13 protein-coding genes are annotated in these 15,061 nt (G+C 72.3%); 2 read left to right on the top strand and 11 right to left on the bottom strand.

Features of this window, described 5'->3' with window-relative positions; translation table 11 throughout:
• Positions 1-7: 7 nt before the first annotated feature.
• The 9 genes from QNA09_RS16375 to QNA09_RS16415 form a co-directional block, all read right to left on the bottom strand.
• The gene (locus tag QNA09_RS16375) at positions 8-637 is read right to left on the bottom strand and encodes a TetR/AcrR family transcriptional regulator (RefSeq protein ID WP_010591981.1); all 630 of its coding nucleotides are present in this window, start codon (positions 635-637) and stop codon (positions 8-10) included.
• Entirely contained in the window at positions 634-1,290 is a 657-nt protein-coding gene (locus QNA09_RS16380) for a TetR/AcrR family transcriptional regulator (RefSeq protein WP_010591982.1), read from the bottom strand. The genes QNA09_RS16375 and QNA09_RS16380 overlap by 4 nt, the downstream gene beginning before the upstream one ends.
• A gap of 147 nt (positions 1,291-1,437) precedes the next feature.
• On the bottom strand, positions 1,438-2,217 hold the full coding sequence (locus tag QNA09_RS16385; RefSeq protein WP_010591983.1) for an enoyl-CoA hydratase family protein: 780 nt from the start codon (positions 2,215-2,217) through the stop codon (positions 1,438-1,440).
• Between the two features lie 11 nt (positions 2,218-2,228).
• Complete coding sequence (locus QNA09_RS16390; RefSeq protein ID WP_010591984.1) at positions 2,229-3,389, bottom strand: acyl-CoA dehydrogenase family protein; 1,161 nt, start codon at positions 3,387-3,389, stop codon at positions 2,229-2,231.
• Positions 3,389-5,509, bottom strand: coding sequence for a biotin carboxylase N-terminal domain-containing protein (locus QNA09_RS16395; RefSeq protein ID WP_308071979.1), 2,121 nt, complete (start codon positions 5,507-5,509; stop codon positions 3,389-3,391). Before QNA09_RS16395 ends, QNA09_RS16390 begins: the two co-directional genes overlap by 1 nt.
• A 7-nt stretch (positions 5,510-5,516) precedes the next feature.
• On the bottom strand, positions 5,517-7,115 hold the full coding sequence (locus QNA09_RS16400) for an acyl-CoA carboxylase subunit beta (protein WP_010591987.1): 1,599 nt from the start codon (positions 7,113-7,115) through the stop codon (positions 5,517-5,519).
• Complete coding sequence (locus tag QNA09_RS16405; RefSeq protein WP_237210768.1) at positions 7,112-8,260, bottom strand: acyl-CoA dehydrogenase family protein; 1,149 nt, start codon at positions 8,258-8,260, stop codon at positions 7,112-7,114. Before QNA09_RS16405 ends, QNA09_RS16400 begins: the two co-directional genes overlap by 4 nt.
• Complete coding sequence (locus tag QNA09_RS16410) at positions 8,257-10,017, bottom strand: acyclic terpene utilization AtuA family protein (RefSeq protein ID WP_017680003.1); 1,761 nt, start codon at positions 10,015-10,017, stop codon at positions 8,257-8,259. Before QNA09_RS16410 ends, QNA09_RS16405 begins: the two co-directional genes overlap by 4 nt.
• Complete coding sequence (locus QNA09_RS16415; protein ID WP_010591990.1) at positions 10,014-10,805, bottom strand: TIGR03084 family metal-binding protein; 792 nt, start codon at positions 10,803-10,805, stop codon at positions 10,014-10,016. The genes QNA09_RS16410 and QNA09_RS16415 overlap by 4 nt, the downstream gene beginning before the upstream one ends.
• A 145-nt stretch (positions 10,806-10,950) precedes the next feature.
• Here QNA09_RS16415 and QNA09_RS16420 point away from each other — a divergent pair, with 145 nt between their 5' ends.
• Positions 10,951-11,832, top strand: coding sequence for a DMT family transporter (locus QNA09_RS16420; RefSeq protein WP_026137587.1), 882 nt, complete (start codon positions 10,951-10,953; stop codon positions 11,830-11,832).
• A gap of 25 nt (positions 11,833-11,857) precedes the next feature.
• Here the strand turns inward: QNA09_RS16420 and QNA09_RS16425 are convergent, their stop codons facing one another.
• Both QNA09_RS16425 and QNA09_RS16430 read right to left on the bottom strand, forming a co-directional pair.
• Entirely contained in the window at positions 11,858-13,498 is a 1,641-nt protein-coding gene (locus QNA09_RS16425) for an MFS transporter (RefSeq protein ID WP_017680004.1), read from the bottom strand.
• Positions 13,499-13,616: 118 nt separating this feature from the next.
• A complete protein-coding gene (locus QNA09_RS16430; RefSeq protein ID WP_308071980.1) occupies positions 13,617-14,534 on the bottom strand; it encodes a LysR family transcriptional regulator in 918 nt (305 codons plus the stop codon).
• Between the two features lie 63 nt (positions 14,535-14,597).
• Here QNA09_RS16430 and QNA09_RS16435 point away from each other — a divergent pair, with 63 nt between their 5' ends.
• On the top strand, positions 14,598-15,029 hold the full coding sequence (locus QNA09_RS16435) for a PaaI family thioesterase (protein WP_010591995.1): 432 nt from the start codon (positions 14,598-14,600) through the stop codon (positions 15,027-15,029).
• Positions 15,030-15,061 lie beyond the last annotated feature (32 nt).

Consider the following 15,061-nt stretch of genomic DNA (forward strand, 5'->3'; position numbering starts at 1 on the left):
CACCAACCTAACCGGCCGGGTGCTGCGCCGCCGAACGCTGCCGGGCCGCGTCGAGCACCGTGTCGAGCTGCGCGGCCCAGTGCCGCACGATCTCGGCCCGACGCCGCGAGTCGTCGGTGAGGACGTCGGCGAGGCCGAGCCCGCGCGCGAGGTCGAGGGTCGCCTGCACCATGCGGTGCACCGTCGGGTCGACCTCGTCCACGCCGAGCTGCTCGACGGCGACCCGGTGGGCGACGCGGCCGAAGCGTTCCTCCAGGGGGACGATGCGGGCCCGCAGTTCCGGATCGGCCGCCGCGGCCGTCCACACCTGCAGCGCCGCCTTGAACAGGCTGCCGGTGTAGTAGTCGACGAGCCGGCGCACCACCGCCTCGGTGCGGGCCGCGCCGACGGGCATGTCGACGGGCTCGCGGCGGGCGAGGTCCATGCGGCTGTCGAACATGAACTCGAGCGCCGCGGTGATCAGGTCCTCCCGGGTCGGGAAGTGGTGCTGCGCGGCGCCGCGGGAGACTCCCGCCCGTTCGGCGACGACGCCCACGGTGGTCGCGCCCCATCCCAGCTCCGCGAGGCAGTCGATGCTCGCCTCGAGCAGCCGGCGGCGTGTGGCCCGGCTCCGATCCTGTTTGGGCTGGCGGGTCATCGCAGCGCACCCCCGGCGGCGGAATCCCCGGGTTCGTCGTCCACCAGGACCCGTTCCATCTGGCGGCGCCACACCGCCAGCTGGGGTTCGGTCAGCGGGTCGCGCGGGTCGATGGCGTACCCGAGGGCCGCCCCGCGCATCGCCTGATAGATCAGGTCGCGCACCTCGACGAACCGGGGGCGGTTGGCGATCTCCGGACCGAAGTTCGCGGTCGTCTGCTCCTTGATCATCCGGCCCAGGATTCGTTCGAGCGGCAGCAGCTCGGCCCGGAGTTCCTCGTGGCCGCGCGCGGCGAGCCACAGCTCCATCGAGGCCCAGAAGTACGGCTGCCGGAAGTTCCACCACATCCGATCGACCGCGACGGCGATACGTTCGACCGGGTCGGCGGGCCAGGGATGGTCGCCGTCGAGGCCCTGGACCCCCTGGGCGGCGAGGTGGTGCACGGCGGCGACGAGCAGGGCGTCCCGCGACGGGTAGTGGTGCAGCAGCCGTCCGCGGGACACGCCGGCAGCCTGCTGGATGCGCACCGTGGTGGCGTTGGAGTAGCCGTGCTCGACCAGCACGGCCACCGCCGCGTCGAGGATCCGCTTGCGGGTGGCGCGACTGCGTTCCTGCTCGCCGCGACGGCGGGTGTCCGGGGACGGGCTGCTCATGGCGATCAGATTAGGCAGACCGGCGCGCCGGCTCGCGGAGGGTGACCGTCCACGTGAGGTGCCCGGGACGGGTGCCGCCGACGACCGCCCGCACGCGCGCGCCCGGCAGGTCTCGGGCACGTCCCGGCCGGGGCGGCGGACCGTTCCTCACGGACGGCTCCACGCCGGCGGCCGCTTCTGCAGGAACGCGGTCATCCCCTCGACCGCCTCCGGCGAGCCGAACAGCCGCGCCGACTGCTCCGCCAGCGCGTCGCCGTACCGATCGAAGTCGGCGAGCATCCGCATCGTGGTCAGCCGCTTGGATTCGCCCAGCCCCTGCGGGGAACACTCCCGCAGCTGGGCGAGGATCTCCGCCACCGCGGCCCGCGGATCGTCGGTCTCCACGGTGACCAGGCCGATCGCCGCCGCGACCTCCGGCCCGAACCGCTCCCCGGTGAGGAAGTAGCGGCTCGCGGCGCGGGAGGTGAGCCGCGGCAGCACCGTCAGCGAGATGATCGACGCGGCCAGGCCCAGCCGGGCCTCGGTCAGCGCGAACGTCGACCGGGGCCCGGCGACGGCGAGATCGCACGCGCCGACCAACCCCATGCCGCCGGCGCGCACGTGCCCGTCGATCCGCCCGATCACCGGTTTGGGCAGCTCCAGGATCGAACGCAGCACCGCCGTCATCTCCCGGGTCCGGGCGGCGGCCGCCGCGGCGACGCCGCCCTCCGCGGTGCTCGCCTCGCTCAGGTCGGCCCCGGCGCAGAAGGTGCCGCCCTCGTGGGTGAGCACGACGGCGCGGACCCCGTCGTCGGCGGCCGCGTCGGCAAGTCCCTGCCGGAGCTGCGCGACGAGCCTGGCGGAGATCGCGTTGCGGTTGTGCGGCGAGTCGAGAGTGAGGGTGGCGAATCCCTCGCTCACCTCGTACCGGACGAACGTCTCGGACACCGGCGCTCCCCTCAGTACGACCGGGGCAGACCCAGCGAGTGCTGGGACACGAAGTTGAGGATCATCTCCCGGCTCACCGGCGCCACCCGTGCGATGCGCGCCGCGCCGAGCATCGCGGCCAGCCCGTACTCCCGGGTGAGCCCGCCCCCGCCGTGGGTCTGGATCGCCTGGTCGAGCGACTTGATGCTGGCCTCGGCCGCGGCGTACTTGGCCATGTTCGCGGCCTCGGCAGCACCGAAGTCGTCGCCGCTGTCGTACAGCACCGCCGCCTTCTGCATCATCAGCTTCGCCAGCTCGAGCTCGATCTTGCACTGGGCGAGCGGGTGGGCGATGCCCTGGTGAGCCCCGATCGGCGACTTCCACACGGTGCGTTCGTTGGCGTACCGCACCGCGGCGTCCAGGGCGTAGCGGCCCATCCCGACGGCCATCGCCGCGCCGAGGATCCGCTCCGGATTCAGGCCCGCGAACAACTGCATCAGCGCCGCGTCCGGCTCCCCCACCAGCGCGTCCGCCGGCAGTCGCACGTCGTCGAGGAACAGGGTGAACTGATGGTCCGGCTCGACGATGTCCATCTCCATCGGCGTCTTGACGAAGTTCTCGGCATCGGTCGGGACGATGAACAGCGCCGGCCGCAGCTTCCCGCTCTTCGCGTCCTCGGTGCGGGCGACGACGAGCACCGCGTCGGCCTGGTCCACGCCGGAGATGTAGATCTTGCTGCCGTGGAGGATCCAGTCCTCGCCGTCGCGGCGCGCGACGGTGGTGATCTGGTGCGAATTGGACCCGGCATCGGGCTCGGTGATGCCGAACGCCATGATCTTCGAGCCGTCGGCGAGCCCGGGCAGCCAGCGCTGCTTCTGCTCGTCGGTGCCGAACTTGGCGATGATGGTGCCGCAGATGGCGGGCGAGACGACCACCAGCAGCAGCCCGCAGCCCTGCGCGGCGAGTTCCTCCTGCACCAGGGCGAGTTCGTAGATGCCGGCCCCGCCGCCGCCGAATTCCTCCGGCAGGTTCACGCCCAGGAATCCGAGCCCGGCGGCCTCCCGCCACAGCTCGGTCAGCGGTTCGCCCTTGCGGGCCTTCGGCAGCACGTAGTCGGTGTAGTTGTAGCGCTTGGCCAGGCCCGCGACCGCAGCCCGCAGCTGCTTCTGCTCGTCGGTTTCGATGACGCTCATCACTTCTCCTGGGTGTCGGTGGACTCGGTGGGGGTGACGACGGCCAGCACGGCGCCCAGTTCGACCTGGGTGCCGACGGCCACGGGCAGTTCGGTGAGCACGCCCGCGGCGGGGGCCTTGACGATGTGTTCCATCTTCATCGCCTCGAGCCACAGGACCGGTTGCCCCGCGTCGACCGCGTCGCCGACCGTTGCCCCGATCCGGATCACCGACCCGGGCATCGGCGCGAGCAGCGACCCCGCGGCGACATGGGCCGAGGGTTCGACGAACCGCGGGATCGCTCGCAACCGCACCGGACCGAGCGAGGAGTCCACGTGCACCGTGTCGCCGTAGCGCGCGACGTGGAACTGCCGCTGCGCGCCGTCGATCGCGAGCACCACCCGGCGCTCGGTGTGTGCGACGAGGACGATGCCCGGATGGCCGTCGGCGACCAGGCCGTGCCGGGTGAGCCGGTACCGCACCTCGTGTTCACCGTGGTCGCCGTCGTACCGCTTGACCTGTGGCTGCGACGGCAGGTTGCGCCAGCCGCTCGGCAGGCCGCGGCCGACCGTCGCCGTCGCACGACGAGCGGCGGCGTCGGCCAGGGCCGCGGCGAGCGCGGACAGCGACTCGGCGGCGGCGTCGGCGAGCGGCGCGGCGAGCGTGGCGAGCCCGTGTGTGTCGAAGAAGGCGGTGTCGGTGTTGCCGGCCAGGAACTCGGGATGCCGGAGCACGTTCACGAGCAGGTCCCGGTTGGTGCGCAGGCCGTGCACCTCGGCACGGGTGAGCGACGTCGCGAGCATGCGGGCCGCGCGGTCCCGGGTCGGGGCGTAGGCGATCACCTTGGCGAGCATCGGGTCGTAGTGCACGCCCACCACCGAGCCGTCCTCGACGCCGGCGTCCAGACGCAGCCCGGGCCCGGGCAGGACCTCGAACTCGGGGACGCGACCGGGCAGGGCGAGGCGGTGCACCGTGCCGGACTGCGGCCGCCAGTCCTCGGCGGGGTCCTCCGCGTAGAGCCGCACCTCGATCGAATGTCCGCTCGCCGGAGGGGGTTCGGGATCGAGACGGCCGCCGGCAGCGATCTGGAGCTGCAGGTCGACGAGGTCGAGCCCGGTGGTGCACTCGGTGACCGGGTGCTCGACCTGCAGCCGGGTGTTCATCTCGAGGAAGAAGAACTCACCTCCGGCAGTGACATTTCCCGTCGCTTCGCTCGCCCCGGCGACATTTCCCGTCGCTTCGCTCGCCCCGGCGACATTTCCCGTCGCTTCGCTCGCCCCGGCGACATTTCCCGTCGCTTCGCTCGCCCCGGTCGCGAGGAACTCGACCGTCCCGGCGCCCTCGTAGTCGATGGCGTGCGCGGCGCGCCGGGCCGCCTCGAACAGCCGCTCCCGCATGCCGGGGGTGGCGTCGACGAGCGGCGACGGGGCCTCCTCGACCACCTTCTGATGCCGCCGCTGGATCGAGCATTCGCGCTCCCCCACCGCCCACACGGTCCCGTGCCGGTCCGCGAGGACCTGCACTTCGATGTGCCGCCCCGTTTCGAGGTAGCGCTCGCAGAACACCGTCGGGTCGCCGAATGCGGACTGTGCCTCACGTCGGGCCGCGGCGAGCTGGTCGGACAGTTCGGCCAGGTCGCGGACGACCCGCATGCCGCGGCCGCCGCCCCCGGCGGAGGCCTTGATCAGCACGGGCAGGTCGGCCTCGGTCACCGCGGCCGGGTCCAGCTCGGCCAGCACCGGCACGCCGGCGTCGGCCATGATCTTCTTGGCCTCGACCTTCGAACCCATCCGGGCGATGGAGTCCGGGTCCGGCCCGATCCAGGTCAGTCCCGCGTCGAGGACCGCCCTCGCGAATTCGGCGTTCTCCGAGAGAAACCCGTACCCCGGGTGGATCGCGTCGGCCCCCGCCGTGCGGGCAGCCGCGATGATCGCCTCGCCGCGGAGGTACGTGTCGGCGGGGGCAGTGCCGGGCAGGTGCACCGCGACGTCGGCCTCGGTGACGTGCGGGCTGTCGGCGTCCGCGTCGGAGAACACGGCGACGGTGCCGAGGCCGGCCCGCCGGCAGGAGGCGAACACCCGGCGGGCGATCTCGCCGCGATTGGCGACGAGCACGGTGGTGACGGTGTCGGAACGGTTCACTGCTGCCTCACATCCGGAAGACACCGAAGCTGTCGGTGCCCTCGATCGGCGCGTTGGCGATGGCCGACAGGCACATCCCCACCACGGTGCGGGTGTCGCGCGGGTCGATGACCCCGTCGTCGTAGAGCCGGCCGGACAGGAACATCGGCAGCGACTCCGCCTCGATCTGGTTCTCGATCGCCGCGCGCATCGCCTCGTCGGCGGCCTCGTCGAACGCCTGACCGCGCGCCTCGGCAGCGGCCCGTCCGACGATGGAGATGACGCCCGCGAGCTGTGCGCCGCCCATCACCGCGGACTTGGCGCTGGGCCAGGCGAACAGGAACCGCGGGTCGAAGGCGCGGCCGCACATCCCGTAGTGGCCGGCCCCGTAGGAGGCGCCGAGCAGGATCGAGATGTGCGGCACCGTCGAATTGGAGACGGCGTTGATCATCATCGAACCGTGCTTGATCATGCCGCGTTCCTCGTACTCGCGGCCGACCATGTAGCCGGTGGTGTTGTGCAGGAACAGCAGTGGCGTGTTCGCACGGTTGGCGAGCTGGATGAACTGGGTGGCCTTCTGGGATTCCTCGCTGAACAGCACGCCGCGGGCGTTGGCGAGGATTCCCACCGGGTAGCCGTGCAGACGGGCCCAGCCGGTGACGAGCGACGACCCGTACAGCGGCTTGAACTCGTCGAAGTCGGAGTCGTCGACGATGCGGGCGATCACCTCGCGCGGGTCGAACGGCACCTTGAGGTCGGCGGGCACGATGCCGAGCAGTTCCTCGGGATCGTGGCGGGGCTCGCGTACCTCCGGGTGGGGTTCGGGGCCCTGCTTGCGCCAGTTCAGACGACGGACGATGCCCCGGCCGATCCGGATCGCGTCGGGTTCGTCGACCGCGTAGTAGTCGGCCAGGCCGGAGGTGCGGGCGTGCATTTCCGCGCCGCCGAGGGATTCGTCGTCGGATTCCTCGCCCGTGGCCATCTTCACCAGGGGCGGCCCGGCGAGGAACACCTTCGACCGCTTCTCGATCATCACCACGTGGTCCGACATGCCCGGGATGTAGGCGCCACCCGCGGTGGAATTGCCGAACACCAGGGCAATGGTCGGGATCCCGGCGGCGGACAGCTGTGTCAGGTCGCGGAACATGCGCCCGCCGGGGATGAACACCTCCTTCTGGGTGGGGAGGTCGGCGCCGCCCGACTCGACGAGGGAGATGACCGGCAGCCGGTTCTGCATCGCGATGTCGTTGGCGCGGAATCCCTTTCGCAGCGTCCACGGGTTGCTCGTGCCGCCGCGGACGGTGGGGTCGTTGGCGACGATCAGGCATTCGACGCCCTCGACGACGCCGATTCCGGTGACGGTGCTGCCGCCGACCGGGAACTCGGTGCCCCAGGCGGCGAGCGGGGACAGCTCGAGGAACGGCGAATCGGGGTCGAGGAGCAGTTCGATCCGTTCGCGTGGCAGCAGCTTGCCGCGTTCGTGGTGCCGTCGGACGTACTTCTCCCCGCCGCCGGCGAGGGCCTTGGCGTGTTCGGCTTCGAGCTCTGCCAGCTGGGCGGCCATCGCCTCGGCCGCGGCGGCGTACTCCGCCGAGGACGGGTCGACGGTCGTCTGCAGGATGCTCACGCGGTGTACCCCAATCGTTTCGCGGCAAGTTCGGTGAGGATCTCGGTGGTGCCGCCGCCGATGCCGAGGATGCGCATGTCGCGGTACTGTCGTTCGACCTCGGACTCGGCCATGTAGCCGAGGCCGCCGAAGAGCTGCACGGCCTGGTGTGCGACCCACTCCCCGGCCTCGACGGCGGTGTTCTTGGCGAAGCACACGTCGGCGACGAGGTCGCCGTCACCGACGAGGGATCGCTCGACGACCCGCCGGCCGTACACCCGCGCGACGTCGATGCGCCGTGCCATCTCGGCGAGGGTGCGCTGTACCGACTGCCGGGAGATCAGGGGCCGGCCGAACGTCTCGCGGTCCCGGCACCAGGACACGGTCAGATCCAGGCACCGCTGCGCGCTCGAGTAGGCCTGGGCGGCGAGGGCGATCCGCTCGGCGACGAACGCCTGCGCGATCTGCGCGAAGCCGCTGTTCTCGGCTCCGACGAGATTCGAGACCGGCACGCGCACACCGGCGAACGACAGTTCCGCAGTGTCGGAGGCACGCCAGCCCATCTTGTCCAGCTTGCGCGAGACGGTGAAACCCGGTGTGCCCTTTTCGATCACGAGCAGCGAGACACCGGCGGCGCCGGGGCCGCCGGTGCGCACAGCGGTGACGACGAAATCGGCGCGGCAGCCGGAGGTGATGTAGGTCTTGGCGCCGTCGACGATGTAGTGATCGCCGTCGCGGACGGCGGTGGTGGTCAGGTGCCCGACGTCGGAGCCGCCGCCGGGTTCGGTGATCGCGAGGGAGCCGACGAGCTCACCCGCGAGGGTCGGGGCAACCCACTTGCCGATCTGCGCTTCGTCGCCGGCGGCGACGAGGTGTGGCAGGGCGATGCCGCAGGTGAACAGGGAGGCGAAGGCGCCGCCGGAGGCGCCGGCCTCGTGGAAGGCCTCGCACACGGTGAGGGTGTCCGCCGCGTCGCCCCCGGAACCGCCGACGGCCTCGGGGAATCCGGCGCCGAGCAGCCCGAGAGCGGCGGCCTTCTTGTGCAGTTCGCGGGGCAGTTCACCGTCGCGCTCCCACGCGGCGAGATGCGGCAGGATCTCGCGCCGGACGAAGGAGTGGACCGTCGAGCGCAGCTCGCGGCGTTCGGGGGTGTCCCAGATGCTCACTCGGTGTACTTCCTCTCGGGGTTCGCTGTCCCGCCGCCCTCCAGGAGGACCTCGGGGATGTAGAGGTATCGGCTGCGCAGCCACTCGCCGAGACCCTTCGCCTGCGGGTCGAAGCGGGCCTGCGAGGCGACGCCGCGGCCGAGGATGCCCTCGATCACGAAGTTCACCGCCCGCAGGTTCGGCAGCACGTGACGTGTCACGGTCAGGTTCTTCGATTCGGGCAGGAGGGTTTTCAACGTGTCGACGGTGAGGGTGTGCACCAGCCACCGCCACTGGTCGTCGGTGCGCACCCACACCCCCACGTTCGCGTCGCCGCCCTTGTCGCCGCTGCGGGCGCCGGCGACGAGTCCGAGCGGTGCGTGTCGTGCGGGCCCGGGCGGTAGCGGCTCGGGGAGCTCGGGTTCGCCGACGGGTTCGAGTGCACGCGTCGGGGTGACGCACGGAATCGGGACCCGGTTGCCGTCGGGCAGCACCGCGGTGTGCGGCACCTCGGCGGCGTCGACGTAGCCGGGGGTGAACACCGCGTACGGTTGTCCGTTGCCGGGCGGGGCGGTCAGCGCGAAGCCCGGGTAGCTGGCCAGCGCGTACTCGACGGCGACCGACGAGAAGGCGCGGCCGACGACCTTCGGGTCGCGGTCGCGGACGGTGCAGCGCAGCAGGGCGCTGGCCGCCTCCTCGGTGTCGGCGTCCGGATGGTCGGTGCGGGCGAGTGTCCATTCGAGCTCGGCGGGCCGGGTGGTCAGGCTCGCCTCCACCTGCCGCCGCACCAGGGCGGCCTTGGCCTCGATGTCCAGACCGGTGAGGACGAACACCGCTTCGTTCCGGAAGCCGGCGAGGGCGTTGAGGGAGACCTTGAGCGTGGGTGGCGGCGCCTCACCGCGGACGCCGCTGATGCGGACCCGGTCCGGGCCGTCCGGGGTGAGCCGGACGGTGTCGAGGCGGGTGGTGACGTCGGGGCCGGCGTAGCGGCCCCCGGTCACCTCGTACAGCAGCTGGGCGGTCACGGTGCCGACGGTGACGGCGCCGCCGGTGCCCGGGTGCTTGGTGATCGTGGAACTTCCGTCGGCCTCGATCTCGGCGATCGGGAAGCCCGGCCGGTCGAGATCGGCGATCTCGGTGAAGAAGGCGTAGTTGCCGCCGGTGGCCTGGGCGCCGCACTCGATCACGTGCCCGGCTGCCACCGCGCCCGCGAGAGCGTCGAAATCATCCCGGGCCCAACCGAAGTGGGCTGCCGCGGGACCGACGATCACCGACGCGTCGGTGACCCGGCCGGTGACGACGAGGTCGGCGCCGGCGGTCAGGCATTCGGCGATGCCCCAGGCGCCGAGGTAGGCGTTGGCGGTCAGGGGCGGCGGATCGGCGGCCAGCCCGAGTTCGGCGGCCCGGGCGATGAGATCGTCGCCCTCGACGTGGGCGACGGCGACGTCGAGTCCGAGCCGGCCGGCGAGGTCGCGCACGGCCGTCGCCAGCCCGGCGGGGTTGAGTCCCCCCGCATTGGCGACGATCTTCACGCCCTTGTCGACGGCGAGCCCGAGACAGTCCTCGAGTTGCCGCAGGAACGTCTTGGCGTAGCCGAGTTCCGGGTCCTTCATCCGATCCCGGCCGAGGATGAGCATGGTCAGCTCGGCGAGATAGTCGCCGGTCAGGTAGTCGAGTTCGCCGCCCTCGAGCATCTCCCGCATAGCTGCGAGCCGGTCGCCGTAGAAGCCGGAACAGTTCCCGATGCGCACCGCACGGCCCGCCGGCTGCGCGTTCACGCGGTCGCTCCGTCCGGGGTGCGCCCGGCGCCGGGCGGACCGGCGAACGCCTGCGCGAGCTCGAGCCATGCATCCGCGTCCGGTCCGGTGGCGACGAGGTCGGTGTCGGTGCGGTGGACCCGCTGGGTCACCAGGCGGCAGAAGTCGACGGCGGATCCGGTGACGGTCTGGGCGGCGCTCTCGGGACCCCACGTCCACTCCCGCCCGTCGGGAGCGGTGAGGCAGACGCGGAACGGCTCGGCCGGCGGGGTGCGCCCGTGCACGGTGAACGCGAAGTCGCGGGTGCGGACACCGAGATGGGCAATGTGGCGCAGCCGGTGGGTGGGGGTCCGGGGGACGCCCAGCGCGTCGGCCACGTCGGCGCCGTGCGCCCAGGTCTCCATCAGCCGCGCCGTGGCCATCGAAGCCGCGCTCATGGGCGGGCCGTACCAGACGATCCTGGTCCCGGCCGGAACGGCCGCGAGGGCGTCGGCGAGGGCGCGTCGCGCCGCGCGCCAGTCGGCGAGCAGTTCGGCCGGCGGCCGGCGGGCCTGCTCCCGCGCCCCGTCGTCGACGAAGCGGTCCGGGTCGGTGATCTCGCCGAGCCCGGCGACGAACGCCTCCGGGTCTTCGACGGCGGTGAGGGCGGCCCGATCGGTCCACAGCAGATGCCCGACCTGGTGGGCGATGGTCCAGCCCTCGGCGGGCGTCATAGTCGCCCAGCGCTCGTCCGGGAGGTCGGCGACGAGGGCATCGAGGTCCTCGCCCTCGGCACGCAGATCGTCGAGAAGCGGTTGCAGCTCCGTCATGCGACCAGAGTCACACTCGCGGCACGGAAAAGCAAGCTCTCGTGATTGTTTTTTTGCGCGGCGTCGCCGCTGCTGCCGATCGTGCTGCCGTGCGGCAACATTCGTCACACGCGGGACGACGGATCCCGGGACTTCCGGAGGACGCATGAGCAGCACGGCACGGGCGCCACGAGGCGGCAGCCGGACCGTGCCCGTCGCGGCCGTGCTCGGCTCGGTGCTCTCCCTGCAGTTCGGTGCGGCCTTCGCCAGCACCCTGTTCGACGACGTCGGCGCCCTCGGCACGGTCACGCTGCGGCTGACGCTCGCCGCGGTGATCCTGTGGGCGGCGGTACGGCCGTCGGTGCGGCACTGGGGCCGGGCGCAGTGGCGCGGCGCGGCCGCCCTCGGGGTGAGCCTGGCCGCGATGAACGGCTTCTTCTACGTGGCGATCGCCCGGCTCCCGCTCGCGGCAGCGGTCACGATCGAGTTCCTCGGACCGCTCACCCTCGCCGCGGTGCTCTCCCGCCGCCCGCGGGACGCGCTGTGGGTGGCCCTCGCGCTGGCCGGGGTGGCCCTCCTCGGGGCGCGCGGCCTCGGTGGGGACGGCGACGCGCTCGACCCGGCCGGGGTCGGATTCGCGCTGCTCGCCGCGGCCGGCTGGGCCTGGTACATCGTCGCGGGCTCGCACGTGGCCGCCACCGTCTCCGGCGCGGCGGGCCTGACCGTCGCCACCACCGTCGCGGCGGTGCTCGTCCTGCCCTTCGGTCTCGGAACCGCCGGCGCCGGCCTGGCCGATCCTGCGATTCTCGGCGCCGGGGCGGTGGTGGCCCTGCTGTCCTCCGTGATCCCCTACAGCCTGGAGATGCGGGCGCTGCGCGATCTGCCGAGAAACGTGTTCGCGATCCTCATCGCCCTCGAACCGGCGGCGGCGGCACTGGCGGGTGCGCTGGTGCTCGGCCAATGGGTCCAGCCCGCCGCGGCGGCAGGCATCGCGCTGGTGATCGTCGCCGGAGTCGGCGCCCTGCACGGCAGCAGCGAACCGCGCTGACCCGGCACCGCGGCGGCGAACCGCGCTAACGGTCCACGTCGCCGGGCGCGGCCTCCGACCGGCCGTCCGGCTCGGCGCGTTCGTCCACCGCCGGCTCGGCGCGTTCGTCTCGAGCGCGGTACGACGCGAGCAGCCGCCGTTCGGCGTCGCGTTTCGGGAATGCGAAGAACACCAGGACGGCTCCGGCGGCGACGACGAGAAGGGCGGCGGCATATGCCTTCGTGTCCCCGGCGAGGAATGCCGCGCGCGCCGCGGCCATGATGGCGTCGGCGTACTGCGGGTACCGCTCCGCGAGATCGGCGGCACTCGCGAACGACTTGGTCAGCGCAGCCTGGGTCTGGTCGCTGATCTCGTCCGCGTCCGGCGACGATGCGACGGCCGCCGAGATCGACGCCACGTACCCGGCGGTGAGCAACGCCCCGAGGACCGACTGCATCACGGCCCCGCCCAGGTCCCGCTGCAGGTCGGCCGTCGCGGACGCCATCCCGGCGCGGGTCACCGGCACCGAGCCGGTGAGCGAGCGCGAGGCGGGCGTGCCGGCGAAACCCACCCCGGCCCCGACGAAGGCGTACGCGAGGGCGATCTGCCAGTAGCTGGAGGTCTCGTCCCACATCGTCAGTGCGACGGTGAGCCCGAGGAGGATGAACGCGTAGCCGAGCAGCAATGTGGTGCGGGCACCCCGGCTCTCGACCAGGCGGGCCGAGTACGGAGCCACGACGAGCATGCACGCGGCGGCGGGGAGGATCGTCGACCCGGCGGCGAGCGTGGAGTAACCGAGCACGTTCTGCAGAAACTGCTGCCCGACGAACATCGCGCCCATCAGGGTTCCGAACACGATGATGCCTGCCACCGCAGCCACCCAGAACGTCGGCCGCGCGGCCACCTTCAGGTCGAACAGCGGCTCGGGCACCCGCCGTTGCCGCCACACGAACACCGCGCCCGCGACGGCGGTGACGGCCGCGCAGACCAGGGCTGCCGTGGCGCGGCCGCTCTCGGGTGCGAGGTTGACCGTCATCACGAGCGCCGCCACGAACAGCACCGACAGGACTCCGCCGACATGGTCGACGGGACCGGTGGTCTCGTTGACGTGCGCGGGGATCAGCACTGCGGCCGCCACGAGGGCGAGGGCGGCGAGCGGCAGGGTGATCAGGAAGGCCGAGCCCCAGTAGAAGTACTCGAGGAGCAGACCGGACAACAGCGGTCCGAGCGCGGCGACCGCCCCGCCGGTCGCCGACCACAACGCGATCGCGCGGGTCCGTGAGGCTCCCGACCACAACGCGGTGATCAGCGCCAGAGTGGTGGGATATGCCAGTCCCGCGGCGAGACCGCCGGCCAGCCGGGCCGCGAACAGCACCTCGATGTTCGGCGCGAAGGCCGCCAGCAGACACGTGGGTATCGACAGGGCGACACCGAGCACGAGCAACTGCTTGCGGCCGTAGCGGTCCCCGAGCGCCCCCAGGTACAGCACCGACGCGGCCAGACCCAGCGAATACCCGACGGCGACCAGGTTCAACTCCGTCTGGCTCGCGTCGAATGCCCGGCCGATCGCGGGCAGTGCGATGTTGGCCACCGAGAGATTGAGGTTGGCGACGGTGGCGACCAGGATCAGCGTCGCGAGGACCGAGCCCGCTCGCTGCGGGCGACGGTCGACCTCGGCGACCGTCACCGCGACGTCCCGTGGTGCCGCGATGCGTCCATGTCCCACTCCCGATGGCAGTGTCCTCGACGATCATGATGACGCACCGGAACGCTGATCCGGGCCGATCGGGGCGATCGGCACGCGATCAGGCGCCGCGGACGATCATCCGCACCAGGTCCCCGGCCGGGCCGGCGAGCTTGCGAGGGGGGCGCCACACCGCGCGCAGGGTGCGGGCCAGATCGAGGCCCTCGACGTCGACGGCCCGCAGTTCCCCGGCCGCGAGGTGGTCGGCCACGGCCAAGGTGCTGAGCACGGCCGGACCGACACCCCCGAGCGCCGCGGTGCGTACCGCGGCGCCGCTGCCGAGCTCGAGCAGAGGTGCCGGCCGATCGAACTCGCGCAGGGCGAGGTCGAGCGTGTGCCGCGTCCCCGACCCCTCCTCACGCACGACGAGCGGCGTCGCCGCGAGTTCGGCGACGGTGAGCGGTCGCCGGCGGCGCGCCCACGGATGAGCCGGCGTGACGACCACCACCAGCCGGTCCTGCGCCACCGGGGTGCTGTGCAGTCCCGGTGGAACGGCGGGAGCTTCGACGAATCCGACGTGGCAGCGGCCTGCCGCGACGGCGTCGCACACCTGCCGCGAGTTGTGGACCTGCAACTGGATGTGCACGTCGTCGTGGAGACCGCGGAAGCGGCCCAGCCAGCGCGGGATGAGGTGTTCGGCGACGGTCATGCTGGCCGCCACGGTCAGTTCGGCCTGCCGGTCGGTGCGCAACGCCGCCGCGGCGTCGAGCAGTCGACGGGCGTCGGTGAGGGTCTGCCGCGCCCAGTGCGCGACCACGGTGCCCTCCGGGGTGAGCGCCGACCCGGCGCGCCCCCGGCGCACGAGCACGGCCCCGAGCTGCTTCTCGAGGCGGCGCACCGCACGGCTGGCATTGGGTTGCGCGACACCGGCCGCGCGAGCAGCCGCGCCGAGCCCGCCGTGATCGTCGATGCCGACGAGCAGTTCGAGGGCGGCGAGGTCGGGCCAACGGACCGTCGGCGACGGAGGTGGCTGCGCCATGCGCGAATGATATGGCCCTTCCCGACAGGGTGGGGCAGACTGCAGGCCGTGGAACTTCGCGGAGTGGACGACGCGGCGGCCGTGCTCGCCGCGCAACCGTTCAGCGTCCTGGTCGGTGCCCGGGTCGTCGGGTACGAGCCGGGACGCGCGGTGCTCGAGGTCCCTTTGCGTCCGGAATTGCTGCAGCAGTTCGGGTTCGTACACGGTGGAGTGCTGGCCTATGCGGCGGACAATTCCCTGACCTTCGCAGCGGGAACCGTGCTCGGATCGTCCATCGTGACCACCGGGTTCACCATCGACTACCTGCGCCCGGGTCGCGGCACGCTGCTGCGAGCCGAGGCGACGGTCGTCGACTCGAGCCGGCGACAGGCGCTGTGCCGGTGCGAGATCGTCGCCGTGACCGAGGACGGTACCGAGACCAGGGTGGCCGCGGCGCAGGGCGGCGCCCGGGTGATCGACCTCGACCGGCGTTCGGGGCAGGGGGCCGGTTCGTAGGGGCCGCGGTGGCCCGGACGGGTCTGGTCCGG

It is taken from the genome of Rhodococcus sp. AH-ZY2 (assembly GCF_030916465.1).
Lineage (GTDB): Bacteria > Actinomycetota > Actinomycetes > Mycobacteriales > Mycobacteriaceae > Rhodococcus > Rhodococcus ruber.